The organism is Rhizorhapis sp., from assembly GCF_035276005.1.
Classification (GTDB): Bacteria; Pseudomonadota; Alphaproteobacteria; order Sphingomonadales; family Sphingomonadaceae; genus Rhizorhapis.
This window is the reverse complement of the sequence record NZ_DATEMB010000008.1, coordinates 52,842-78,041: the sequence shown is the minus strand read 5'-3', so window position 1 is coordinate 78,041 and position 25,200 is coordinate 52,842. Positions and strand designations below refer to the sequence as shown.

General features: G+C 61.0%; 22 protein-coding genes. 9 read left to right on the top strand and 13 right to left on the bottom strand.

All coding sequences use genetic code 11. The features are described 5' to 3' along the window. Positions 1-32 precede the first annotated feature (32 nt). The 6 genes from VJS46_RS02840 to VJS46_RS02815 form a co-directional block, all read right to left on the bottom strand. A complete protein-coding gene (locus tag VJS46_RS02840; RefSeq protein WP_324057826.1) occupies positions 33-1,112 on the bottom strand; it encodes a DUF2279 domain-containing protein in 1,080 nt (359 codons plus the stop codon). A gap of 301 nt (positions 1,113-1,413) precedes the next feature. Continuing rightward, the gene (gene purL / locus VJS46_RS02835; protein ID WP_324057825.1) at positions 1,414-3,609 is read right to left on the bottom strand and encodes a phosphoribosylformylglycinamidine synthase subunit PurL; all 2,196 of its coding nucleotides are present in this window, start codon (positions 3,607-3,609) and stop codon (positions 1,414-1,416) included. Positions 3,610-3,743: 134 nt separating this feature from the next. Then, positions 3,744-4,292, bottom strand: coding sequence for a gamma carbonic anhydrase family protein (locus tag VJS46_RS02830; RefSeq protein WP_324057824.1), 549 nt, complete (start codon positions 4,290-4,292; stop codon positions 3,744-3,746). After that, on the bottom strand, positions 4,289-4,843 hold the full coding sequence (locus tag VJS46_RS02825; RefSeq protein ID WP_324057823.1) for a GNAT family N-acetyltransferase: 555 nt from the start codon (positions 4,841-4,843) through the stop codon (positions 4,289-4,291). The genes VJS46_RS02830 and VJS46_RS02825 overlap by 4 nt, the downstream gene beginning before the upstream one ends. Further along, positions 4,840-5,832 (bottom strand): porphobilinogen synthase, encoded by a 993-nt coding sequence (hemB, locus tag VJS46_RS02820; RefSeq protein WP_324057822.1) that lies wholly within the window; start codon positions 5,830-5,832, stop codon positions 4,840-4,842. The genes VJS46_RS02825 and hemB overlap by 4 nt, the downstream gene beginning before the upstream one ends. Before the next feature lie 157 nt (positions 5,833-5,989). Further along, positions 5,990-7,558 (bottom strand): M23 family metallopeptidase, encoded by a 1,569-nt coding sequence (locus tag VJS46_RS02815; RefSeq protein WP_324057821.1) that lies wholly within the window; start codon positions 7,556-7,558, stop codon positions 5,990-5,992. Between the two features lie 386 nt (positions 7,559-7,944). Here VJS46_RS02815 and VJS46_RS02810 point away from each other — a divergent pair, with 386 nt between their 5' ends. The 5 genes from VJS46_RS02810 to VJS46_RS02790 all read left to right on the top strand — a co-directional run bounded on the left by VJS46_RS02810 (position 7,945) and on the right by VJS46_RS02790 (position 12,885). After that, a complete protein-coding gene (locus tag VJS46_RS02810; protein WP_324057820.1) occupies positions 7,945-10,470 on the top strand; it encodes a helicase-related protein in 2,526 nt (841 codons plus the stop codon). Continuing rightward, positions 10,463-10,771, top strand: a complete 309-nt coding sequence (locus VJS46_RS02805) for an RNA-binding S4 domain-containing protein (RefSeq protein ID WP_324057819.1) — start codon at positions 10,463-10,465, stop codon at positions 10,769-10,771. The genes VJS46_RS02810 and VJS46_RS02805 overlap by 8 nt, the downstream gene beginning before the upstream one ends. 150 nt (positions 10,772-10,921) lie before the next feature. Next, on the top strand, positions 10,922-11,260 hold the full coding sequence (gene fdxA / locus VJS46_RS02800; protein WP_324057818.1) for a ferredoxin FdxA: 339 nt from the start codon (positions 10,922-10,924) through the stop codon (positions 11,258-11,260). A gap of 305 nt (positions 11,261-11,565) precedes the next feature. Then, entirely contained in the window at positions 11,566-12,096 is a 531-nt protein-coding gene (locus tag VJS46_RS02795; protein ID WP_324057817.1) for a CarD family transcriptional regulator, read from the top strand. Positions 12,097-12,186: 90 nt separating this feature from the next. Beyond that, positions 12,187-12,885: a GIN domain-containing protein gene (locus VJS46_RS02790; RefSeq protein ID WP_324057816.1), complete on the top strand. Its 699-nt coding sequence runs from the start codon at positions 12,187-12,189 to the stop codon at positions 12,883-12,885. A 37-nt stretch (positions 12,886-12,922) separates the two neighbouring features. Here the strand turns inward: VJS46_RS02790 and VJS46_RS02785 are convergent, their stop codons facing one another. Then, positions 12,923-15,019, bottom strand: coding sequence for a bifunctional (p)ppGpp synthetase/guanosine-3',5'-bis(diphosphate) 3'-pyrophosphohydrolase (locus tag VJS46_RS02785; RefSeq protein WP_324057902.1), 2,097 nt, complete (start codon positions 15,017-15,019; stop codon positions 12,923-12,925). A gap of 104 nt (positions 15,020-15,123) precedes the next feature. Continuing rightward, the gene (locus VJS46_RS02780) at positions 15,124-15,720 is read right to left on the bottom strand and encodes a phosphohydrolase (RefSeq protein WP_324057815.1); all 597 of its coding nucleotides are present in this window, start codon (positions 15,718-15,720) and stop codon (positions 15,124-15,126) included. A 223-nt stretch (positions 15,721-15,943) separates the two neighbouring features. On the opposite strand from VJS46_RS02780, the gene VJS46_RS02775 reads away from it, so the two are divergent. Further along, positions 15,944-17,041 carry a sensor histidine kinase gene (locus VJS46_RS02775; protein WP_324057814.1) on the top strand — a complete coding sequence of 366 codons (1,098 nt, stop codon included), beginning with the start codon at positions 15,944-15,946 and terminating at the stop codon, positions 17,039-17,041. Continuing rightward, positions 17,038-17,835 carry a LytTR family DNA-binding domain-containing protein gene (locus tag VJS46_RS02770; RefSeq protein ID WP_324057813.1) on the top strand — a complete coding sequence of 266 codons (798 nt, stop codon included), beginning with the start codon at positions 17,038-17,040 and terminating at the stop codon, positions 17,833-17,835. Before VJS46_RS02775 ends, VJS46_RS02770 begins: the two co-directional genes overlap by 4 nt. Positions 17,836-17,926: 91 nt before the next feature. Here the strand turns inward: VJS46_RS02770 and VJS46_RS02765 are convergent, their stop codons facing one another. Next, the gene (locus VJS46_RS02765; RefSeq protein ID WP_324057812.1) at positions 17,927-18,538 is read right to left on the bottom strand and encodes a glutathione S-transferase family protein; all 612 of its coding nucleotides are present in this window, start codon (positions 18,536-18,538) and stop codon (positions 17,927-17,929) included. A 173-nt stretch (positions 18,539-18,711) separates the two neighbouring features. Between VJS46_RS02765 and VJS46_RS02760 the strand changes: the two genes are divergently transcribed. Further along, positions 18,712-19,479 carry a CsgG/HfaB family protein gene (locus tag VJS46_RS02760; protein ID WP_324057811.1) on the top strand — a complete coding sequence of 256 codons (768 nt, stop codon included), beginning with the start codon at positions 18,712-18,714 and terminating at the stop codon, positions 19,477-19,479. 246 nt (positions 19,480-19,725) lie between these two features. Here the strand turns inward: VJS46_RS02760 and clpA are convergent, their stop codons facing one another. After that, positions 19,726-22,050 carry an ATP-dependent Clp protease ATP-binding subunit ClpA gene (gene clpA, locus VJS46_RS02755; protein ID WP_324057810.1) on the bottom strand — a complete coding sequence of 775 codons (2,325 nt, stop codon included), beginning with the start codon at positions 22,048-22,050 and terminating at the stop codon, positions 19,726-19,728. Between the two features lie 163 nt (positions 22,051-22,213). Next, positions 22,214-22,411 carry a DUF1192 domain-containing protein gene (locus VJS46_RS02750; RefSeq protein ID WP_324057809.1) on the bottom strand — a complete coding sequence of 66 codons (198 nt, stop codon included), beginning with the start codon at positions 22,409-22,411 and terminating at the stop codon, positions 22,214-22,216. A gap of 90 nt (positions 22,412-22,501) precedes the next feature. Here VJS46_RS02750 and VJS46_RS02745 point away from each other — a divergent pair, with 90 nt between their 5' ends. Continuing rightward, positions 22,502-23,509, top strand: coding sequence for an NAD(P)H-quinone oxidoreductase (locus VJS46_RS02745; RefSeq protein ID WP_324057808.1), 1,008 nt, complete (start codon positions 22,502-22,504; stop codon positions 23,507-23,509). Between the two features lie 83 nt (positions 23,510-23,592). Here VJS46_RS02745 and VJS46_RS02740 read toward each other — a convergent pair whose 3' ends face one another. Both VJS46_RS02740 and VJS46_RS02735 read right to left on the bottom strand, forming a co-directional pair. Then, positions 23,593-24,276, bottom strand: coding sequence for an N-acetylmuramoyl-L-alanine amidase (locus tag VJS46_RS02740; protein ID WP_324057807.1), 684 nt, complete (start codon positions 24,274-24,276; stop codon positions 23,593-23,595). Positions 24,277-24,283: 7 nt separating this feature from the next. Continuing rightward, complete coding sequence (locus tag VJS46_RS02735; protein ID WP_324057806.1) at positions 24,284-25,180, bottom strand: DMT family transporter; 897 nt, start codon at positions 25,178-25,180, stop codon at positions 24,284-24,286. Positions 25,181-25,200 lie beyond the last annotated feature (20 nt).

The window sequence follows — 25,200 nt, the reverse complement described above, 5'->3', positions numbered from 1 at the left end:
GTTATACTTTCCAGATAGTGCCATATTGCGCCCTAATGCACATGATAGGCGGTGTAAGGCACCTGCAGATATTGCAGACCCTCGCTCGCCGCGCGGCCGGCCCAGCCCGATGGACGGCGGCTGCCGAAGAGCAACTGGTTGAGGTTGATCCCGATCCCGACAAAGGGCTTCTGACGCCGCTCTTCGCCGCGCCGTTCCTCAGCGGCGGTGAAGCCCGTTGCATAATAGCCCGCGTGAAGCTCCAGGAAGCGCAGGGGGCTTCGCTCCATCCCCTCAAAGCCCGCGAGCTTCAGCGCGAGAATATAGCGCATCTGCCGGTAATGGCGTGTGCCGGAGAAGGTGTATATGTCGCTATTGGGCAATAACAGCAGCCGGAAATCGACCTTCTCGTCCAGCCGGGGCACGCTGTTGCGGAGCACCGAGAAGCCGGCGCCCGCAGCGTTCATCGCAAGGTCCTGGAAGGAAAAGCCACTCGTCTTCTTATGCGCGTCCCAAAGCTCGCTGTAGAGCATCAGGCCCATGGACATGGCGGCGGCGGGGACAGCGGCGTTGGTTGCACCGGTCTTATGCCGGATGCGCGCCTCGATCACGTCGGTCAGCCAATAGGTGTTCCAGGCATGGGCAAGCTTGTCCATGCCAAGATTGACGGTGTCGTCGCCAAACCAGCCCTCATCCTTGAACCGGAAGTCGCGGCCGCCGTCCCGGCTGATCTTCACGATGTTGGAGGCGGTCATCCATGTGAGCGCCAGCCCCAGCTCCCACTTCATAGCGCCGATCTGGCGGCCGAAAGAAACATGTGTTCCACCGTCTCCGGCAGAAGCTTCGGCGGTTTCCTCGGGGCCATAGACCGGAGACGCGGCGGGCGTGTCCTGAAGGCTGGCGGCCTGAAGGAGCAAGGCATCCTGCTGGCTTTGCTCGGGAAGGCTGTAGTCGACCGGAGCCACGCTTCCGGCGTCAAGCGGCGCACCGGCATCAGCGGAGGCAGTTCCCGAATGAAGTGCAAATGTAGCGCCAATCAGAGCCGCAACTTGCTTTACCTGGCGGAAGGACACGCGAAAGCCATGATGATGAACCCCTTTACTGCCCGCGTCCTTAGCACTTCGATGCGCCATTGTGTCAACCATCTATAGCGCTCGATACGGAATTCGCTGGGGGCGGACTGTGGGAAGGTGGCACGTTGAGTTTGAAGGAATTTGCCTGTTGGATAGGCAATTCGTGATGCCGGAATACAAAGAGCCGGACGGGGGCCTTGCGTAAGCCGTCCCCCACTTGCTGTCGTCCCTGTGCAGGCAGGGACCCGCTTCCTTTCTCCCCATTCAACAAAAAGCTGCGTCCCTGCGCAGGGACGAGAGAGAGAGAGACGAGCGTTGCTTCGCATCGCCTCTCCGCCCGGTCCCTCCATGAAGGAGGAGATTAAGCTTCCATCAAAGCGGGGAAGAAGCCTTCATGGGCCGTGCGCAGGTCCGATAGAGCCACCGCTTTTCCGTCCACCTTGATCGCATCGCCGCCGGTGGTGCCGATGCGTTTCACGGGTGCGCCTGCCGCCTCAAGGGCCGACGCGTCGCGGGTGGTGACGATATAGCGGGCCTGGTCTTCGCCGAAGGCCGTGGCGGCGTCAGTTATTGTTTCGAGGGCAGCACCGATGTTTCCGGCCAGCGCCATTTCGGCGAGGGCGACGAGCAGGCCGCCGTCCGAAACATCGTGTACCGCCGTGACTTTGCCTTCCGCAACAAGTGCGCGGACGAAGTCACCATGGGCCCGTTCCTTCGCCAGATCGACAGGCGGTGGGGGGCCGTTTTCGCTGCCGTGGAGTTCGCGGAGGTAGAGGGACTGGCCCAGATGGCCGCCCGTTTCGCCAACCACGAAAATCGCTTCGCCTTCAGCCTTGAAGGCGATGGTGGCCATTTGCCCGACATTCTGTAGGAGGCCGATGCCGCCGATCGCTGGCGTGGGCAGGATGGCGCTGCCGCCGCCGGTCGCTTTGCTCTCATTATAGAGGCTGACATTGCCCGAAACGATCGGGAAGTCGAGCGCGCGGCAGGCTTCGCCCATGCCTTCGAGGCAGCCGGTGAACTGCGCCATGATCTCTGGCCGTTGCGGGTTGGCGAAGTTGAGGCAGTTGGTGACCGCAAGCGGCGTGGCGCCGACGGCGCTCAAGTTGCGCCAGCATTCGGCGATGGCCTGCTTGCCGCCTTCATAGGGGTCGGCATAGCAATAGCGCGGGGCGCAATCAGTGCTGATCGCAATGCCCTTTTGCGAGCCGTGGACGCGGACCACCGCGGCGTCGCCGCCGGGGGCCTGGACGGTGTCGGCGCCGACCTTGTGGTCATATTGTTCCCAGATCCAGCGGCGGCTGGCGATGTCGGGGCTGCCCATGAGCTTCAGCAGGTCGGCGGTGAGATCGGTGCTTTGGGGCACGTCGCAGAGCGGCTTGATACCGGTCCAGGCCTTATACTCGTCGCGCGGCATGGCGGGGCGATCGTAAAGCGGGGCGTCGTCGGCGAGCGGGGCGAGGGGGATGTCGCAGACTGTCTCGCCCTTGTGGATGAGGACCATGTGTCCGGTGTCGGTGACTTCGCCGATGACCGCGAAATCGAGTTCCCATTTGTGGAAGATCGCCTGCGCCTCGGCTTCATGGCCGGGCTTCAGGACCATCAGCATGCGCTCCTGCGATTCCGACAGCATCATTTCATAGGCGGTCATGCCGGTTTCGCGCTGGGGGACCTTGTCCATGTCGAGCCTAATGCCGACGCCGCCCTTGGACGCCATTTCGACGCTGGAACTGGTGAGGCCCGCTGCGCCCATGTCCTGAATGGCGACGATGGCGTCCGACGCCATGAGTTCGAGACAGGCTTCGATCAGGAGCTTTTCGGTGAAGGGGTCGCCGACCTGGACGGTCGGGCGCTTTTCATCGCTATCCTCTCCGAAGTCGGCGCTGGCCATGGTGGCGCCGTGAATGCCGTCGCGGCCGGTCTTTGAGCCGACATAGACAATCGGATTGCCGACGCCTGAAGCTGCCGAATAGAAGATCTTGTCGGTATCCGCGACGCCCACGGTCATGGCGTTCACAAGGATGTTGCCGTCATAGGCGGGGTGGAAGTTCACCTCCCCGCCAACGGTCGGGACGCCGACGCAATTGCCGTAACCGCCAATGCCGGAGACGACGCCGGAGATAAGGTGGCGCATCTTCGGATGATCGGGGCGGCCGAAGCGGAGCGCGTTCATGTTCGCCACCGGACGTGCCCCCATGGTGAAGACGTCGCGCAGGATGCCGCCGACACCGGTCGCCGCGCCCTGATAGGGCTCGATATAGCTGGGGTGGTTATGGCTCTCCATCTTGAAGATGGCGGCCTGGCCGTCTCCGATGTCGACGACGCCCGCATTCTCGCCGGGGCCACAGATGACCTGGGGGCCTTCCGTCGGCAGCTTTTTCAGGTGGATGCGGCTGGACTTGTAGCTGCAATGCTCGGACCACATGACCGAGAAAATGCCGAGCTCCGTCAGGTTGGGCTCGCGGCCCAGCGCGTGGAGGACGCGGTCATATTCTTCAGGGGAAAGGCCATGGTCGGCGACGACCTGCGGGGTGATTTGCGAGCTGGCGGTGGTCATGCGGAGCCCCTTAGCGAAGGCAGGGGGTTTGGGCTAGACCCTTTAGGCTTTCCGTCGCCCCTGGGGCAGGACCACGCCATTGTTAAAAGCGGCTGGAAGACATAGGGCCTTGCCTATGCAGGGACGGCGATCTGCTACAGTGCCTTCACCGCGCCCATATGCGCCTTTGCATTGTGGACATAATAGTCGACGCCCTGGCGCATGCCGGTGACGGCATTGTCGTCCAGGTCGCGCATATATTTTGCGGGGCGGCCGGACCAAAGCTGGCGGTGCGGGATGATCTTGCCGGGCGTCAGCATGGCCCCGGCTGCAAGCATGGCGTCACCCTCTATCACGCAGCCGTCCATGACGATGGAGCCGAGGCCTACGAAAGCACGGTCCTTCAATATGCAGCCGTGCAGCATCACCATATGGCCGATGAGGACGTCATCGCCGATGATGGTGGGAAAACCGCCCGTTCCATCCCTGTCACCGTCGCAATGGACCACAGTGCCATCCTGGATATTCGTGCGCGCGCCGATGCGGATGTAATTACAGTCGGCGCGGATGACGCAGTTGTACCAGATGCTGGCGTCGGGACCGATCTCGACATCGCCGATGATACTGCAGCCCGGCGCGATGAAGGCGCTGGGGTGAATTTTGGGCGTCTTGCCTCCGAACGGCAGGATCACGGGGTCCATCATAAGCCTTTCCATTCAAGCCTGGTGATGCGGTAAACGATAGTTGGGTTGAGATCCTCGCCATAACGCGGATCGATGAAATCGAGATCCGGCCGGCGGAGCATGCCCAGCCTTTTCATGAGCCCCCAACTGGCACTATTGCCTTCGACGGTGAAGGCGACGACATGCGGTGCTTCGAGCGTGGCAAAGGCGTAATCAAGGGACGCGGCTGCAGCTTCCTTGGCATAGCCCTTGCCCCAGCTTTCCTCTCCGAAGCGCCAGCCGATTTCGTGCTGGCCGGTCAGACCGGTTCCTTGTGCATCGACTCTCTTGATGCCGCAGAAGCCAAGCACCTCGCCATCCTCCTTGCGCACCACGATCCAGAATCCGTGACCATGGGTGGCGAAAAAGGCAGTATGGCGCTGATAAAGGGCGGCCAACTGCTCCTCGTTCATGACACCGCCGAGCCAGCGCATAACGGCGGGCGTGTTGGTTGCCTGATGGAAGCGCTTGAAGGCAAGCTCGTCCCAGGTCTGGAGCAATAGCCGCCCGGTTTCGATGACGGTTTCGCTCATGCCAGGAGGCGCGCGGCGTGTAGCGCGTGGTAAGTGAGAACTCCGGCGCATCCGGCGCGCTTGAAGGCCATTAGGGTTTCCAGAACCAGCGCGTCGCGGTCCCCCGCACCCGCCGCGGCGGCGGCCTCGATCATCGCATATTCGCCCGACACCTGATAGGCGAAGACCGGAACCTCGAAGCGCTGCTTCACCTTTGCGATGATGTCGAGATAAGGGAGGCCGGGCTTGACCATGACACTGTCGGCGCCCTCGGCGAGATCGAGCGCTACTTCGCGCAGGGCCTCCTCGCTGTTTGCGGGATCCATCTGATAGGTCTTCTTGTCGCCCTTCAGCAGGCCGCGGGAGCCGACTGCGTCGCGGAAGGGGCCGTAGAAGGCGCTCGCATATTTGGCGGCATAGGACATGATCTGGACATTGAGATGCCCCGCATTCTCAAGTGCCGAGCGGATGGTGGCAATACGGCCGTCCATCATGTCGCTGGGCGCGATAATGTCCGCTCCTGCTTCGGCCTGCACGAGGGACTGGGCGGTCAGCACCTCGACCGTCGCGTCGTTGAGGACGTAGCCTGCCTCATCGATGAGGCCGTCCTGCCCATGGCTGGTATAGGGATCGAGCGCGACATCGGTAAGGATGCCGATGTCCGGCACGGCGTCTTTGATCGACTTGATCGCGCGGCACATGAGATTGCCGGGATTGAGCGCTTCCTTGCCATCATCGCTGCGGCGACCAGGCTGGGTGTTGGGGAAAAGGGCGAGGCAGGGGATGCCTGCGTCGCGAGCGTCCCTCGCGCGCTGCACGATGAGGTCGACGGACCAGCGGGAGACGCCGGGCAGGCTGGCGACAGGCTCCTCCACGCCCTTGCCCTCGGTGATGAAGAGCGGCCAGATGAGGTCCTGCGGACCGATGCGGTTTTCGGCGAACAGGGCGCGGCTCCAGGCGGAGGCGCGGGTACGGCGCAGGCGCAGGGCAGGGTAGGCGGCGTGGGTCATATCCGCCGTTTAGGGCTTGGGAGCAGGGATGCCAATGGGCTTATGGGGGAAAGATTGCCGTCGTCCCTGCGCAGGAAGCGACCCCGCTTAATCTTTATGGCATCATGTTGAAGAACAGCGGGGTCCCTGCCTGCACAGGGACGACGGGGAGCCTGAGTTACCGCAGTTCCTTTTTCGAACCATCGGGAAGGAAAGCGATTTCCTTTGGCTCTTCGCTCAGCTTGATGCGTGGCTTTTCGGCGCTTTGCATTGGTTCCTGAGGACCTGCCCTCAAGCTCTTGAGTTCCGCCAGCCGGTTGCGGAAACGGCGAAGGTCATTGCCAGCAAGCTGAGCCGTCACGGTGAACTTGACCGAGCGCGGGTCGATCGTGCGCCCGTTGCGGTAGAGCTCATAATGGAGGTGCGGACCAGTGGAGAGGCCCGTCGAGCCTACATAACCGATGATCTGGCCCCGGCGCACATGGTCGCCATTATCCGCCACGATCCGGCTCATATGGGCGTAGCCCGTGGCAAGGCCGTTCCCGTGACTGATCTTCACATATTTGCCATGACCGCCATGGCGGCCGGAATAGATGACCCGTCCGTCGGTCGCCGCATAGATCGGCGCGCCATAGGGAGCGGCGAAGTCGATCCCGGCATGCATGCGGCTATAGCCAAGGATCGGATGGCGGCGCATGCCATAGCTGGAGCTTTGCCGGCCGCTGACCGGGCGAGCAAGCTGGCCGCGCTGTTCGCCGACGCCCGATGCCTCGAACCATTCGGTCCGGCCGCCGGTGATCCATTTGAGCAGGTTCACATCCTTGCGGCTGGTGCGCTCAAGACCGGCAAAGAGCAGATCGCCCACTTCCACCTCGCCGGTTTCCGCGCGGCGATAACCAAGGATCATGTCGAATTCGTCCGACGAACTGATGTCGCTGTCCAGCGACAGCCTGCCGGCCAGTGCCTTGAGATAAGCCTGAATGATCTTGGGCGGCGCGCCAGCGGCGCGGGCGGAGCGGTAAAGGCTGGACCCGACCCTGCCCCGGATGCGAAGCGGCGTGTTGTCGACCGCGATGGGTATCTTCGTGACCTGCAGCCTGCCATTCGCCCGGTTGACGGTGATCGCCAGTTCCAGCTTCGCGCGGAAGGCGAGTGCGTCGAGCGGACGCGGCATGTTGCGGGAAGCCCGCCTGCCGAGCCGGATGTCGAGACGGGTGCCCGGCGTCAACGCGCCAATGGAGCCCGACAGGAGGTCCATCACCTGCGATGTGTCGGTTTCGCTGACGCCCGCACGGCGCAGCGCCCGGCTGAAACTGTCGCCATTGCCGATCTGGGCCGTCAGATCGATTTGCGGGCGTTCGGGGGTTTCCTTAAGCGGCACCACGGCGTCGTTCGCAGCCATGTGGCGGCCGGTGTCGCCGCCAAGGCCCAGTGGCGCTATCATCTGGGTGCGCGCTTCGTCGAACTGACGCCCGGTCATTACCGGCTCGGAAACGCCAGGAATAGGCGCAAAGGAAGGCGAAAGATAAAGGGCGCTGCCGCACAGCGCGGCGCAGGTCAGGACACCGCGGAACCATTCGGCCGAACCGATCCGCTGGCCGAGATCGGGAACGAGATCGATTTCCTCGCAATATTCGCGAAGACGCTCCCGCCAGCCCCTCTTGTGCGGAACGGATATGGCATCGGCGAGCGACAGGGATATAGTCGCGCCGCCCTGGCCGTAGCCGAATTCATTCTTCTGAAACAAGATGTTGCATCCCCCGACGGGCCATACCGGAATAAGGAGCCCTTCGCCCAGCTTATCCAAGGATTTTTCTGCTCCACTAAGGTTAAAGTCAATTTAAGATCATGGTAAAGATGGAATCCGTGCGGTGAAACGTGCTTCAGCGCCGATCAGTTACGTTTCATTTCGGAACCATTCCAGAAAACAGTAGGCCGATTATCCTCATCGGTCGTGTCTTGGGACCCCGCTTCTGACTTCCAGGCATATTAGGGAAAAGCTGGGTCCCTGCCTGCTCAGGGACGACGGGAGGGGGATTGTGCTGGAGATTTTTCCCTCGATCCGACAGGCAAAATTGGAACAGCCGGTAAACAATGCTTGCGCCGGACGATGGCATTTCCGACATAGAGTGCATGGCCAGCTTTGCTCGTTCTCCGCTGACCGCCGTGCTTGGTCCTACCAACACCGGCAAGACACATCTGGCGGTCGAACGGATGTGCGCCCATTCAAGCGGCATGATCGGTTTTCCCCTGCGGCTGTTGGCGCGGGAGGTCTATGACCGGGTTGTTGGAATCAAGGGAAAAGACCAGGTCGCGCTGATCACGGGCGAGGAAAAAATCCTGCCCGACAAGGCGCGCTGGTTCCTCTGTACAGCCGAGTCCATGCCGGTGGACAGGGATTTTGCATTCGTCGGTGTCGATGAGGCGCAGCTTGGCGCTGATGCCGAACGCGGGCATGTCTTCACCGACAGGCTGCTGCGGGCGCGCGGGCGCGAAGAAACAATGATCCTCGGATCAGATACGCTGAGGCCCTTGGTGCGGGCGTTGCTTCCAGATGCGGAGATCATTGATCGTCCGCGTTTTTCGACCCTTAGCTACGCCGGATCGAAGAAGCTGTCCCGCCTGCCCAAGCGGTCGGCGGTGGTCGCCTTTTCGGTGGAGGAGGTTTACGCCGTGGCGGAGATGCTCCGGCGGTTCCGGGGCGGTTCGGCGGTGGTCATGGGCGCGCTTTCGCCCCATACCCGAAACCGGCAGGTGGCAATGTTCCAGGCGGGCGAGGTGGATTATCTCGTCGCCACCGACGCCATCGGCATGGGCCTCAACATGGATGTCGCTCATGTCGCCTTCGCTTCACTCAACAAATTTGACGGGCGGCGGGTGCGGAGGCTTTCGGTAACGGAAATGGCACAGATCGCCGGCCGTGCGGGTCGGCATCAGCGGGACGGAACCTTCGGCAGCCTTGCAGGGGAGGGCAGCGAGGCGGCCTTTACCGATGAAGAGATCGAGCGGATCGAAAACCACCGCTTTTCGAAGCTGGACTTCCTTTATTGGCGCGAAGGCGAGCCGCCGATGGAAAGCGTCGATGGCCTGGTAGCCGCCTTGGAGGAAAAGCCGTCCCGTCCAGAATTGCGGCCCGCGCCGGAGGCCGTCGACCTTGCCGTGCTGAAGCGGCTTGCCGATGAGGCCGACGTCATCGGCCGGGCGCGCGGACGAGCGCAGGTACAGCGGCTTTGGGCGGCTTGCGGCCTGCCGGACTTCCAGAAGCTGGGCGCGGAGGATCATGCTCGGCTTGTGCTGCGCATCTGGCGGCATCTGAGCGAAGGCAATGGGCATATCCCGCAGGACTGGTTCGCGCAGCAGGTGGCTCGCCTCGACAGCGTGCAGGGGGATATCGACACGCTCTCTGCGCGTATCGCGGCGGCGCGAACCTGGTCCTATATCGCCCACCGCTCCGACTGGCTGCAACACCCTGCCGAAATGGCCGAACGGACGCGGGTGCTGGAGGAGAAGCTGTCCGATGCCCTGCATGAACGGCTGACCCAGCGTTTCGTTGACCGCCGGACAGCGGTGCTGTTGCGGGAGATCGGCCATGGGGCGGGGCACCTGCCCGTCGATGTGGATGAATCGGGAAGCGTCCATGTCGATGGCGAGTCCATTGGCCAGCTAAACGGCTTTCGCTTTTCGGTTGCGCCGGATGCGCGGCATGCCGATCGCAAGATGCTGCTCGCGGCGGCGGAGCGGCGCCTTGGCGGCATATTGGCGCAACGGGCCGATGAGCTTCTAACTGCCCCGGACAAGGATTTTGCACTGGTGGCGGAGGAGGGGTTCGAACCCGGCATCCGCTGGAAGAATGTGCATGTGGCGACTTTGAAGGCCGGTCTTTCGCTGCTGGAGCCGCGAATAGGGCTGGATGCCGGCATTCTGACTTTGCCCGCCGAGCGGCAGCAGGTCATTTCAGCCAAGCTGTTCGCCTGGCTGGAACGGCAGAAGGCGCGGCACCTGGGGCCGCTTCTCGCGATCGACGGGCAGTCGCGAAAGGCCGATATTCCGCCCACGCTTCGGGCGGTATTGGCCCAGCTTGCCGATGCGGGCGGCCTATTGCCGCGCATGGCGCTGGATGACGCTCTTGGCCATCTCGACCGGCCGAGCCGAGCCCTGCTGCGCAAAACGGGAATCGTCATCGGATCGCTGGACGTCTTCCATCCTGGCCTGCTGAAACCGGGCGCAGTGCGGCTGAGACTGGCTTTGCTCGCGGCGCGGCAGGGACAGTCCATGGCGCAAGCGCCGCATCCAGGCGCGGTGCTCCTGGTCCCGGCAAAGGGTGCCGGGGAACTGGGCGCCCGGCTTAGCGGTTTCAGGCCTTTCGCGGGTCAATATCTGCGCATAGATATAGCCGAAAGGCTGGCGCGGCTGGCCCATGACAAGATTGGAAAAGGGGAGGCGTTTACGCCAGAGGATCCGCAGATCATCTCACTGGGCCTGAATGAAGAGGCGTTCGGCCAATTCATGCGCGGCGTGGGCTTCCGGCCAGCCCGGCAGCCATTCAAGGGCGAAGCCAATTGGGCCTTCCGCGGCCGCCGCCGTTCCGTAAAGGCCAAGCCAGTGCCTGAAGGGCATCATTTTTCTGGCCTCGCGCAACTGCTGGGCCGGCATGGCTAAGGCGCTGGCATCGCAAAAGGGCGCCCCCCAGCATGGCGAGGTACTGCGCATCGATAAATATCTCTGGTTTGCGCGACTGGCCAAGGACCGGTCGGTTGCCCAGAGGATGGCAGAGGCAGGCTATATCCGGGTGAACGGCAGGCGGATCGACCGGTCACACGCCTCTATCCGGCCGGGCGACCTTATCACCTTTCCTTTTGGCCAGCGCGTGCGCATCGTCCGGGTGCTCAGCCTGCCGCACCGGCGGGGACCGGCGGCGGAAGCCGCCCTGCTCTATGAAGAAATAGTCGCGGGCGGTTGAGAAATCATTGCCCTGCCACATGCCGCGACATATTGACGCGCGTCAAAGGGAGGCATAGCAGGGCAACAAATCAGCTTTTATGTTGCCGCGATTTCCTGCGCGCTGGAGGTTCGTCCAGCTCGAAATCGTCATAAGGGGAGCCTATTTGAAATGACCTATGTCGTCACCGATGCCTGCATCCGCTGCAAATATATGGATTGCGTTGAGGTGTGCCCGGTGGATTGCTTCTACGAGGGTGAGAACATGCTCGTGATCAATCCCAATGAATGCATCGATTGCGGCGTCTGTGAACCCGAATGCCCGGCGGAAGCCATTCTGCCCGATACGGAAAATGGCCTGGAGCAGTGGCTGGAGCTGAACGCCAAATATTCCGCCGAATGGCCGAATATCACAACCAAGGGCGAGCAGCCGGCGGATGCGGACGAACATAAGGGAGAAGAAGGCAAGTTCGAGAAATATTTCTCGGCGGAGCCCGGCGCGAATAACTAAGCCTGAAGGATCGCATTTGAGCACTGCTCATCGCGATTAAGTCTTGCGTCGCAAAATGGTGGAAAATATTCTCTGGAAGGAGATTTCCACAGGCTTGCGCACAGAAAAATTGGCCAGCCTGCGCCGTTCCTCGCGCGCGGGCTGGTAATTATATTACGAATCTGCTACATAATGCATTAACCGGCGTTATGGTGTCCGGCGGAGAAAAAATAGGTCGCATGTTCTTTCCTCCCATGACCGCTCCCAGCGGTTCGGCTTCGTACATGGCGCCTGATCTCCTGATGTAGATGGAAAGGTTTTCAAGAATGGCTGCCAAAGCGCTGTCTTTCGATGTTGGCGATTATGTTGTTTATCCGAAACACGGCGTGGGCCGGGTGGTGGAACTGCAAAGCCAGGAAATCGCAGGCATCCAGCTGGAGCTTTACGTTCTGCGGTTCGAGAAGGAGCGCATGACGCTCCGCGTGCCCACCAACAAGGCTGAAAGCGTTGGTATGCGCAAGCTGTCGTCGGACAAGACGCTCGGCGAGGCGCTGGAGACGCTGAAGGGCAAACCCAAGGTGAAGCGCACCATGTGGTCGCGCCGCGCACAGGAATATGAGGCGAAGATCAACTCGGGCGATCTGGTTTCGATCGCCGAGGTGACGCGCGATCTGTTCCGCGCCGACGACCAGCCCGAGCAGAGCTATTCCGAGCGCCAGATTTTTGAGGCGGCCTCGAGCAGGCTGGCTCGTGAGCTGGCGGCGATGGAAGAGGTCGACGAACCTCGCGCGCTCCAGAAGATTTTGCATATACTGAATGAGGCGGCCCCCAAATATAATCGGGAAAAGGTCGACTAAGCCACGGTTCTAGTGGGCGAAAGAGGGCGGTCCCTTTCGAGGGGCCGCCTTTTTTATTGTGTGTTAAGCGCCGGCTGGCATGATGCCGGGATGATCAGGAAAATTCTGGCGGCTATGGCCGGTCTGACCGTCGCGGTGGCGGGACCTGCCTTCGCGGCGCAGCAACAATATAGCGTTACCGATTTCCACACGGTTCGGATGCAGGCGCCTTTCCGGGTGGTTGTGCTGACCGGGAAAGGCAACAGCGCGCAAGGTGAAGGGGCAAGGGATGCTCTCGACCGCGTGTCGCTCAGCGTTTCGGGCGGTGTCCTTACCATTCGAGCGGCGGCGTCGCGCTATGGCGAGCAGAATCGCAATGCCGGAGCGGTCGAGCTTTTGATCAGCACGCCTGCGGTCCGGCGCGTGATCATGGGCGGCGATGGCTCGCTCAGCGTCCATGGCATGAGGGGCGTGCGGGGCGACATCAGCATGGCGGGCAATGGCGATCTGGAGGTGGACGGAGTCGCCGTTGATCAACTGGTGGTGAATAGCGCTGGCGGAGGGCGAATCCGCCTGAGCGGACGGGCTGGGCAGGCGAGGGTTCAGGTCATCGGAGCGGGAAACATCGAGGCGCCGGGGCTGGTGGCTAAGGACCTTGTTCTGGATAGCCAGGGGCCGGGAAGCATCGCGCTCAGCGCTTCTGGTATGGCCGAGGTGACCGTCAAGGGGGCCGGCGACGTGAAGGTCCTTGGACCTGCGGCTTGCAAGGTGAGCCAGGCAGGGAGCGGGCTGGTGGAATGTGGGCGGTGAAGGCAGTTCCCCTCCGCTTGCGGGAGGGGAGAGGAGGTTAAACCCGGTCCGCCTGGATCACGGGTTCAATCGAACGCAGCGCCGAGATGATCCGCATGAGGTGCGCGGTGTCGTGTACCTCTATGTCGATGATGTCCGTATGGAACGGCCCTTCCCGGTTGCTGAGCTGCAGGTTCAGGATGTTCGCCTTGTTAGTGCCGAAGATATTGGCAACGGCAGCAAGCGCCCCCGGTTCATTCTTCAGTATGACGCTAAGTCGCGCGGTGCCGCCGCCCGACTTGGCATCCCAGCTCAAGTCCACCCAGTCCGCATCGGCGCTGTTTTCAAGATTGCGGCAGTCGATGGTGTGAACCTCAATGCCTTCGCCCGGATGGCGCAGGCCCACGATGCGGTCGCCGGGAACAGGGTGGCAGCATTCGCCGAGCTTGAAAGCCACGCCGGGGGTGAGGCCACGGATGGAAATGGCCTTGTGCTGCTGCGGCACGTGGAGATGGTGTTCGGCGTCCATGGTGCTGCCGGGGATCAGCGCCTCCATGACCTCCGCGTCGGAGATGCTGTGCGTGCCGATGGCAAGCATGAGGCTGGAACGGTCCTCCAGCTTCAGGCGCGTCAGGGCTGCGGCCATGGCCTTGTCGCCGATTTCCACCGGCAGGCGGCCCGCAATTTCCTCGAACAGCATTTCGCCAAGCGCGATCATTTCGTCCCGCTGCTTGTGACGGACGAAGCGGCGGATGGCGGCGCGGGCTTTGCCGGTGATGACGAAGGTCAGCCATCCGGGGCTTGGCTCCTGCCCCTCTGATTTGAGGATCTCGACCTGATCGCCATTCTGAAGCTGCGTGCGCAGCGGCACGACGCGGCCATTGACCTTGGCGCCGACGGTCTGATTGCCAAGATTGGTGTGCACCGCATAGGCAAAGTCGACCGGCGTGGAGCCCTTGGGGAGCTGGTGCAGCTCCCCCTTGGGCGTGAAGGCGAAGATGCGGTCCTGGTACATCGCCATGCGGGTATGTTCGAGAAGCTCGTCCGCATCCTGGCTCTGGTCAAGGATTTCGATAAGGTCGCGTATCCACCCCGCCTGGCCATCGGGCCCAGCGCTGCTCCGCTGCTTATAGGCCCAGTGCGCCGCCAGACCAAATTCGCTGTCCCGGTGCATTTCCTTGCTGCGGATCTGGATTTCGATTCGCGCATTTTCATTGTGGATGACCGTCGTGTGCAGCGACTTGTAGCCATTGCGCTTGGGCGTTGAGATATAGTCCTTGAAGCGCCCCGGAACCATTTTGTAGCGCTGGTGAATGATGCCGAGCGCGCGATAGCAGTCCTCGGCACTTTCGGTGATGACGCGAAAGGCCATAACGTCAGTGAGCTGCTCGAAGCTGATATGCCGCTCCTGCATTTTCTTCCAAATGGAATAAGGATGCTTCTCCCGGCCTGAGACCGACACCTTGATCCCCGCACTGCCCAGCAGCAGTTGCAGACCGGAGGCGATGCGGGCGATCTTGTCGCCGCCGCCTTCCTTCAGTTGATCGAGACGCCGGGTGATGCTGGCGCAGGCATCCGGCTCGAGTTGCTGGAACGCCAGAAACTGCATTTCCCGCATGAATTCATACATGCCGATCCGCTCCGCCAGCGGGGCATAGATGTCCATGGTTTCGCGGGCGATGCGCTTGCGCTTTTCCTCATTCTTGATGAAGTGCAGCGTCCGCATATTGTGGAGCCGGTCGGCAAGCTTCACCAGCAGGACGCGGATGTCATCCGACATGGCGAGCAGGAACTTGCGCAGATTTTCTGCGGCGCGCTCATTTTCAGTCTGCGCCTCGATCTTGGAGAGCTTGGTGACCCCATCGACGAGCCGCGCAATGTCCGGCCCGAAATTCTTCTCGATCTCCTCATAGGTGACCAGCGTGTCCTCGATCGTATCATGGAGGAGGGCGGTGATGATCGTCTGGTCATCAAGGTGCAGGCCGGTAAGAATGCCCGCCACTTCAATGGGATGGCTGAAATAGGGGTCGCCGCTGGCACGCTTCTGGCTGCCATGCTTCTGGACCGAGAACACATAGGCGCGGTTGATCAACGCCTCATCGGCGTCGGGATCATAGCGTTTCACACGCTCAACCAGTTCATATTGGCGCAACATCCCCAAAAGGATGTGGGCGATTTTCGCCGCCATGCAACAAAAAATTGCGGCTTTTCGCTACTGCCTGACGATTTGCTGCGTAGGGCCCTGCTGGCGGAGGAAGATCAGCCCAGATTGACTGTGCTTCTGCAAATCACGGCCTTCTTGGGCTCGGCAAAGATCCGGTGCACCATTGGCTCGAAAAAGCTTAGCGGCGCTGTGTCATAATCCCGATCAAAGGCGGCCTGGTCATATTTGTCGACAAATTCTGCCGCCGCTTCAAACCAGGGATGCCCGCGGAAAGCCTCTCGCGCGTCACGGTCGATGCCGATGTGATGAAAAAAGAAATAGCCCTGAAAAATTCCGTGCTGCTGCACAATCCAGTGATTTTGTTCCGAAACAAAGGGCTTCAATACCGCCGCCGGCAAGTCTGCATGATTGTAGATGCAGAGCAGGTCCCCCATGTCGTGCAGGAGCGCCATAACCACATATTCCTCATCCCGGCCGTCCCGATAGGCGCGGGTGGCGGTTTGCAGGCAATGGCTAAGGCGGTCGATCGGAAAACCGCCATTATCGCCTTCAAGAACCCGCAAATGCGCGAGCACGCGTCCGGCCAAGCCACCGGCAAAGCTTTCCATTTCGCCCATGATGTGGCGCCAGTCTGCTGGCGTGGATTCGGTCAGCGCACGAAAATTCGTTCCGGTCAATCCCGGCTCAGCCATGCTTTTCTCCACCCTCTTACCCGCGGGGCCATGTTCTGCGGCGGCTCTTCTGGTTGTGCCATCCGCGCTGCAGGGGACGCACGGTAGAGGTTTTTGACATGTGAATATAGGATAAAGCGGGCATCTTTTTGCCTGTTTCCCTTCGTGCCCGTTGAGCGGCAGCCCGGCTCGTCACACCAATCAGACGCTTCAAACCGGCGGAAAAAGCCTATAAGAGGCGCTGATGGCCGTGCTTCCGATCAAACCGAAACCGTTTTTCGAGGACAAGAACAGGGCGTTCTGGAACCTGCAGTCATTGGGCTGGTTCGGCGCGCTCGTGCTGCGCGGCCTGTCCGGTCTTGCCAACAGTCAGCCGATTTCCTTCCTGGTTCCGGTGCTGATCTCCACGGTTACGGGCTATTCCCTGACCTTGCTGATGGCGGTGATCTTCCGGGCGCTTCTGAAGCAGCGCCCCTTTGTAACCTGGGTGGTTTCGATCGCCGTCGTGCTCGTGGCCGCAACCGCAGCGGCCGTGATTGACGCCTGGGTGTTCTCGACCCAGAACCGCGCCAGCGACACGGCCGGGCTTCAGCTATTCCTGGGCGCCTTCTACATCAACATCACGCTGCTCGGCGCTTGGTCGGCGCTCTATTATGCCATCAATTTCTTCCTCACGATCGAGGAGCAGGCCGACCAGCTTCAGCGCCTAGAAAACCAGGCTTCGAGCGCACAGCTTGCGATGCTGCGCTATCAGCTCAATCCGCATTTCCTGTTCAACACATTGAACAGCATCTCCACGCTGGTGCTCCTCAAACAGACTGAGCGCGCCAATGCGATGCTTTCCCGCCTGTCCTCCTTCCTGCGTTATACGCTCATCAATGAACCGACGGCACAGGTCACCCTTTCGCAGGAGGTGGAGACGCTGAAGCTGTACCTCGAAATCGAAAAGATGCGGTTCGAGGACCGGTTACGCCCGGTTTTCGAGATCGATCCGGCGGTTTCGCGGGCGCGATTGCCATCGCTTCTGTTGCAACCGCTTGTCGAAAATGCCATCAAATATGCCGTCACACCCAAAGAAGAAGGCGCGGAAATCTCCATTACGGCGCAACCTGCCGGTGAAAACGTCCGGATCATCGTGTCCGACACCGGTCCGGGATTGAATGAGACGGAGGTACGTCCGAAAACATCCATGGGCGTGGGGCTCGCGAATATCCGCGACCGCTTATTTCAGGCCTTCGGGGAACGGCAGAGCCTGGAGACGCGTTCTACGCCCGGCGGCGGGTTTTCGGTCATAATCGAAATGCCGCACGTAACGGAAGAACAAGCAAAGGTTGCCGCATGACGATCAGAACGATCCTGGTGGACGATGAAAGCCTGGCCATTCAGGGTCTTAAATTACGCCTGGAAGCCCATGAAGATGTCGAGATCATCGACACCTGTCTGAATGGGCGGGAAGCGATCCGCTCGATAAAGACGCACAAGCCCGATCTTGTGTTCCTTGATATTCAAATGCCTGGTTTTGACGGCTTTTCCGTCGTCCAGGGGATGATGGAGATTGAACCGCCGCTGTTCATCTTCGTGACGGCGTATAGCGACCATGCCATTCGGGCCTTCGAAGCGCAGGCAGTCGACTATCTGATGAAGCCGGTGGAAGAGGACCGTCTGGCCGACGCGCTTGACCGGGTGCGCCAGCGCCTCGCCGAAAAGCGCAATGTGCAGGAAGTGGAACGGCTCCGCGAAGTGCTGGCAGAGGTTGCGCCCGAGGCGATCTCCGACTTTCCCGAAGAGGACACGCCGGCTTCCAGCCGCTATGAAAAGCTCATCAACATCAAGGATCGCGGGCAGATTTTCCGCGTGGATGTGGACACGATCGAACGTATCGACGCGGCGGGCGACTATATGTGCATCTACACCGCCGATAACAGCCTGATCCTGCGCGAAACGATGAAGGATCTGGAGAAGCGTCTGGACCCGCGCAATTTCCAGCGCGTCCATCGCTCCACCATCGTGAACCTTAGCCAGGTGCGGCAGGTGAAGCCGCATACCAATGGCGAATGCTTCCTGGTGCTGGATTCAGGGGCTCAGGTGAAGGTCAGCCGGTCCTACAGGGATGTCGTAGCGCGTTTCGTGCATTGATGGGGCCACCGGGGTTGCTGGGGCACCGGTCGGGTCTTTTCTGACATCAAGAACACAGCCGTCGTCCCTGCCTGGGCAGGGACGACGGTGATCAGCTATTCCCCGCCCGCGTCCGTTCATAGGCTGGACGTGCGGTGACGCTCTCCACATAGCGGGTAAATAGCGGACTGTCCTTCAGGCCCGGCGCGCCGAACATCATGGCCCAGTTGAGTTCCGAGCCTATATAGACATCGGCCGCGCTGAAATTCTCGCCCAGCAGATAGGGGCCGGGGCTGAGCCCCTTTTCCAAGGTAGAGAGCACTGCGTCATAGCTGCCCCAGCCGAGCGCTCCCGGCCGTTCGGGCGGAGGGCGGTTGAACATCTTGTCGACGAGGGCGGGCTCAAAGCAGCTTCCGCCGAAGAACAGCCAGCGATACCAGGTCCCGCGCTCCAATGATCCGACAGGGGGCGCGAGTTTTGCGTCCGGGTAAGCATCTGCCAACCAGGCGATGATGGCTGGCGTCTCGGTGATGGGTGTTCCGTCCACCACGATGGTGGGTAGCTTGCCAAGGGGATTGATTGCCAGAAATTCCGCAGAGCTGTTGTCGCCCTTGTCGAAATCCATAGGGCGGATCTCATAATCCGCACCGGCTTCTTCCAGCATCCAATGAACCATCACTGATCTGGAACGGGGGTTATGATAGAACAGGATTTCAGCCATCATCTCGCCTTTCCGCTAATTTCGCAGATCCCTCCAATGTCGATGCGTGTAGCGCATCTCCCTTGAATTGCTATGTTCCTCGATCTTCAATGTTGCTAATATTTCGGCAACAGGGGTTGCACCATAACGAATCCTGCCAGCGTCCGCTGAGCATATTAGCAAAACAGGGGGTTATTGTGTTCAAGACAGTTGTATCGTCCCTTATTTCCGTCGCGCTGTGCGTTGGCTCGGCCTCTCCGGCATTCGCTGCCGACAAGTCTTCCGCTGAAAAGCAAAAGCAGAAGGGCATGGCGGAAATTCCGGTGTGCACCAAGAAGCTGGGCACCGTGGCGGTGGTCGAGCCTGACAATCAATGGTGGACCGCGCTGAACCTCGGATCGCCCGAAGCGATCATCAAATTATTCGTGATGAAGTCGGGCTGCTTTGGCCTGGTCGATCGCGGCAAGGGCCTTCAAAGCCGCAATATTGAGCGGGCGCTTGCGGATAATGGCGAACTGCAGAAGGGCTCCAATATCGGCCGCGCGCAGGTGAAGGCGGCGGACTATTTCATCGTGCCCGATCTCGTCACGAAGAATGCCAATAGTGGCGGCTTCGGCCTTGGCGGGGCGCTCGGCGGCCTTGTCGGTGGCGGGTTCGGCAGTGTGCTGGGCGGTCTCAAGGTCAGCAAGAAGGAAGCCAATGTCACGCTGACGCTGGTCAATTCCCGCACCACCGAGCAGGAACGGCTGGTTGAGGGCTATGCGCGCAAATCGGATGTAGGCTTTGGCGGCGGTGCTGGCGGCTGGTGGGGCGGCGGCCTCGCGGCTGTGGGCGGCGGAAGCTATCAGAATAGCGATGTGGGCCAGGTGATCGTTCTGGCCTATCTTGATGCCTATAAGCAGATGGTGACGCAGCTCGGCGGCCTGCCGCTCGATCCAAGCGCAGCGGCGCCTGTCGCTCAGTAAGAATTTTCGAGGTTGGAGAGGGAAAGGGCGGCTTCCCCGGGTGGGGAAGACCGCCCTTCGATTGTGTGGGCGTGGTGTTGAGTTGCTCTTAACCGTCGTCCCTGCGCAGGCAGGAACTCCGCTTTTTCTTCAAGCAAGTTGTGCAAAAGGTAGCGGGGTCCCTGCCCGCGCAGGGACGACGGGATTTGATTGGAACGGGGACGGTCACCACAATAAAAAAGGCGGCTCCTTCGAGCCGCCCTTCCTTCACTTTGCCTTGGCCGCAGCCTTTTTCTCGCCACCGCCTTTTTTCGGCCGCTTGGGTGCGGCGGGGGTGATTTCGAAGGCGAGGGCGCCGTCCTTCAGGCGGACATGGACCTCGCCGCCATGGACGAGCTTGCCGAAGAGCAGTTCCTCGGCGAGCGGCTGCTTGATCTTCTCCTGGATGAGGCGACCCATCGGGCGCGCGCCATAGAGCTTGTCATAGCCGCGCTCGGTGAGCCAGGCCTTGGCATCATCCTCCAGAGTGATGTGCACGTCGCGGTCGGCCAATTGCAGTTCGAGCTGCAGGATGAACTTCTCGACCACGCGGGCCACCACTTCGGGGGGCAGGTAGCTGAACGGAACGATCGCATCGAGGCGGTTGCGGAATTCCGGCGTGAACAGCTTCTTGACCGCTTCCTCGCTGGCATCTTCCTTGCTGATGACGTCGCCAAAGCCGATGCCTTCGCGTGCCATGTCGCTGGCGCCGGCATTGGTCGTCATGATGAGGATGACGTTGCGGAAATCCACCGTCTTGCCGTGATGGTCGGTCAGCTTCCCATTGTCCATCACCTGCAGGAGGATGTTGAACAGGTCCGGGTGCGCCTTTTCGATCTCGTCGAGCAGCAGGACGCAATGCGGCTGCTGGTCGACCGCGTCGGTGAGCAAGCCGCCCTGGTCATATCCCACATAGCCTGGAGGCGCACCGATGAGGCGGCTCACCGAATGCCGTTCCATATATTCCGACATGTCGAACCGCTGCAGCGGAATGCCCAGCAGCGTCGCGAGCTGACGGGCAACCTCCGTCTTGCCGACGCCGGTGGGGCCGGAGAAGAGATAATTGCCGATCGGCTTGTCAGGATCGCGCAGGCCCGCACGGCTGAGCTTGATCGCACTAGAAAGCACCTCGATCGCCTTGTTCTGGCCAAAGACCACGCGCTTGAGATCGGTGTCCAGCGTTTCCAGCGTCGCCTTGTCGTCGGTCGAAACCGATTTGGGCGGGATGCGCGCCATGGTGGCGATCACCGCCTCGATCTCCTTCGAGGTGATGGTCTTGCGCCGCTTGGCCGGGGGTACGAGCATCTGCATCGCGCCGACCTCGTCGATCACGTCAATGGCCTTGTCGGGCAACTTGCGGTCATTGATGTAGCGTGCCGAAAGCTCCACGGCCGCCTTGATGGCATCAGGCGTATATTTGACCTTGTGGTGATTTTCGAAGGCGCTGCGCAGTCCCGCGAGGATCTTCACCGTATCGTCGATGGTCGGTTCATTGACGTCGATCTTCTGGAACCGGCGCAGCAGGGCGCGGTCCTTTTCGAAATGGTTTCGGAACTCCTTGTAGGTGGTCGAACCGATGCAGCGGATCGTCCCGCCGGAAAGGGCGGGCTTCAGCAGGTTGGACGCATCCATCGCGCCGCCGCTCGTCGCGCCCGCGCCGATCACCGTGTGGATCTCGTCGATGAAGAGGATCGCGTGGGGGAGCTTTTCAAGCTCGTTCACCACGGCCTTCAGCCGTTCCTCGAAATCGCCGCGATAACGCGTGCCGGCAAGCAGCGCGCCCATGTCGAGCGAGTAGATCACGGCTTCCTTCAGCACCTCGGGAACGTCGCCCTCGATGATCTTGCGCGCCAGTCCCTCCGCGATGGCGGTCTTGCCAACGCCTGGATCGCCCACATAAAGGGGGTTGTTCTTCGACCGGCGGCAGAGGATTTGGACGGTGCGGTCGACCTCCGGACCGCGGCCGATCAGCGGATCGACCTTGCCGCGCTGCGCCTTTTCATTGAGGTTGACCGTGAACTGGTCGAGCGCGCTTTCCTTCTTGTTCTTGGTCTCGGTCTTCTGCGCCTTTTCCTCCTCGGTGCCCTTGACCTCCCGCGGCTCGGGCGTGGAGACGCCCTTGCCGACGCCATGGCTGATATAGCTTACGGCGTCGAGGCGGCTCATGTCCTGCTGTTGCAGGAAATAGACGGCATAGCTTTCCCGCTCGGAAAAGAGCGCGACCAGCACATTGGCTCCGGTCACCTCATCCTTGCCCGAGGATTGGACATGGAGGATCGCCCGCTGCACCACCCGCTGAAAGCCGCTGGTAGGGGACGGATCGGTGGCGCCCTCGACCTTCAGAGAGTCCAGTTCATTGTCGAGATAGACGGTCACTGCATCCTGTAGCTCACCCAGATCCACGCCGCAGGCCTGCATCACCTTCGACGCATGTTCGTCATCGATGAGCGCCAGGAGCAAGTGCTCCAGCGTCGCATATTCGTGACGGCGTTCCGATGCATGGGTCAGCGCATTGTGGAGAGTGGTTTCCAGCGCGGCAGCAAAAGAGGGCATTTCTATTCTACTCCTGACGGGCCAAGGCAGGCCCTGCCTGCTCCTAAAAGAGGAGCCTTTGGACCTAATGTCGGAACTGGCGGCCCTGCGATCAAGAACGGCAGAACCGTCACCGGGTTGCCCTCTGGCTTTGGCCTATGGGCAAAATCCGGCCGGCACAGGTTCATTTTCTGAATAACGCCTCGGCACTTGCCTTATGGTTAACGGCGTATTCAATTTTTTTCTTCGTACGGGAAATCTCCGCTTCCAGTGCAGCTACCCTCTCCCGGAGCTCCGAAACGGAGAATGGATCAAGGTCTTGCCGCTGAAGGGCGGCAATGGGATCATCAGCCTTCCGCGGCAGATTTTCGTCCATGTCCATGAGTCGAATGTTGACCCTCGAAAAGCATCTGTCAATAAGGGCTGCGTTCTTTTGTCGCAAAGACGGGCTGGCGCCAGGGAGAGCGGTTTTATGCCGGAAGAGTATCATATTCCCCGGACGATGACGGCCATCGGCTTCGATGCGCCCGGCAGCGCGGACGTGCTGCGGCCGGAGGTCCGGGAGGTGCCGCTTCCCGGTGAGAATGAGGTGCTGATCAAGGTCAGGGCCGCAGGGATCAACCGGCCCGACGTGCTGCAACGGCGCGGCTTCTATCCGCCGCCTGCCGGGGCTTCCGACATTCCGGGACTGGAGGTATCGGGCGTCATAGTGGGGCGCGGTCCCAATGTGGATGATGCGCTGATCGGGCGGCCTGTTTGCGCGCTCCTTCCCGGCGGAGGCTATGCCGAATATGCTGTCGCGCCGGTTGGACAGTGCCTGCCCGTGCCCGACGGCTATGACATTGTCGAGGCGGCGGCGTTGCCCGAGACGCTGTTTACCGTCTGGAGCAATCTGTTCGAGCGCGCCTATGTGATCGAAGGCGACACGGTGCTTGTGCATGGTGGCACAAGCGGGATTGGCACCATGGCCATCTCGCTTTGCGCGCTGTTCGGCATCACCGCCATTGTGACATGCGGCAGCGATTCCAAATGCGAAGCGGCGTTGAAGATCGGTGCGAGCCATGCGATCAATTATGCCACGACCGACTTTGTAGAGGCAGTCCGTGAAATCACGGAGGGCAGGGGCGTTCAGGCAGTGCTGGACATGGTGGGCGGGGACTATGTGCCCCGGAATCTCGCCTGCCTGGCAGAGGAAGGGCGGCATGTGTCGATCGCCACGCAGCGGGGCGTGACGGCGGAAATTCCGCTGGTTGCCATCATGCAGAAGCGGCTGACGCTTACCGGATCGACGCTGCGGCCACGCTCGGTGGGGTTCAAGACGCTGATTGCCGAAGAACTGGCACAGACCGTCTGGCCCTTTGTCGAACAGGGCAAGCTGCGTCCGGTGATGGACCGGACTTTCCCACTCGCCGAGGCCGGAGCGGCACACGCCAGAATGGAGGCTGGGGAGCACATGGGGAAGATCGTGCTGGTGGTTTAGGAGGCGCGAGGATTCAGCCCGGGGGCGGGGTGCAAATGCCGGCTTTCTGCACTTCCCCAAATTACGTGAACTGCTCGTTGGAGCTAATCATCCCCCTGCGGCTGTGGCAGCAGCAGGGCCAGCAGGATTGACCGGCATTCGCCGTCAATGATCCCGTCGATCATTTCGGGCCGATAGCGGCGCTGGAAGGCGCGAATGGCCGCCACCGGATCAGTGATGTCATAACCAAAGCGCTCCAACGCCAGAAGAAATCCGCCGTCGCTCCAATGCGGGTCCATCAGATTCTTCGTCGGCCGGGGCAGGGAAAGGCGCAGCCGGGCAAGGCGGTGCCATGGGAAAAGCTCGCCAGGGTCCTGCTTTCGCGCGGGCGCCACATCGGAATGTCCCACAATATTGCCCCGGGTGATGCCGTGGCGCTTCACTATATCGGCGACCAGCGGGATCAGCGCCGATATCTGCTCCTCGGGGAATGGCCGGTAACCCCATTCATGACCTGGATTAACGATCTCTATGCCGACGCTGGCGCTATTTACGTCTGTAACGCCCCGCCAATAGGCAAGGCCCGCATGCCAGGCGCGCTTGTCCTCATCGACCATCCGGATGACTTGCCCATCCTCGGTCACGCAATAATGCGCCGATACCTTGGAAGCGGGGTTCGTCATCCATTCAATGGCCGAAGCCGCATCCGGCATCCCGGTATAGTGCAAGACGAGCATCGTCACCGGCAGGGTGCGGTCATCGAAATTGGGAGACGGAGTATCGATCATTCCGGGCCTAAACTTCTTCTGCCTTCCTGGCGGTGCGCATGGTGACAATGGCTACCCCGGCCAGCACGATGATGCCCCCCAAAATCATCATTCCCGACACAGGAGTCTTGAAGACCAGGGCGGAGGCAATAACCGATACGACGGGAGCGAGCAGAGTGAAAGGGATTACGGCGCTGATCGGATGCCGCTGAAGCAGCCATGCCATGCCGCCCTGACCGATCAGCGTGGAGCAAATACCGGAAAAGGCAATCGCGACCCAGGCCGTTACCGGTACAGCACCCAGATTTTCCATCTGCTCCGGCTCGAAAATCATCGCGACAGGCGCGGTGAGGCTCGCCCCGATAAAGCCGACCCAGGCATAAATCACCTGGACGGGGACACCCGCCAGCTTGCGTTGAAGCAGTGACGATACCGCCCAGAGCAAGGAACCGCCCGCCGTCAGCAGCAAGGCCGGAATTTCGTGCAGCGCGGCGGGGTCAAAGGCAAGGAGAAACACCCCGCCAAAGGACATGACTATACCCGTAAGCCGGACCACACCGATGCGCTCGCCCAGGAAAACAACGGAAAGGATAAGGGCAAAGGGCGCACCGAGCTGGCCTGCAATGGCGATCGCCGCGGCATTGTCCGCGATCGACAGCGCCAGGTTGAGCGGAATGAAGAACCCTCCTGCAACCATGCCCAGGGCAAGCAATGTGGTCATTCGCCCCGGCACGATCCGCAGCCAGGGCAGGCACACCAGAAAAACCGTTGCCTGGCGCAGGAAGGCCGCGACAAAGGGCGATATGATGTCCACCGACAGCTTCACCGCAATGATATTGAAGCCCCACATCAGGTTGATGAGGAGAAGGACGGTGAGGTCGCCCGTGTCGAAACCCTCTGCCGGGGAACTTTTATGATCGCTCATGGTTGGGGTTGCTCGCGGCT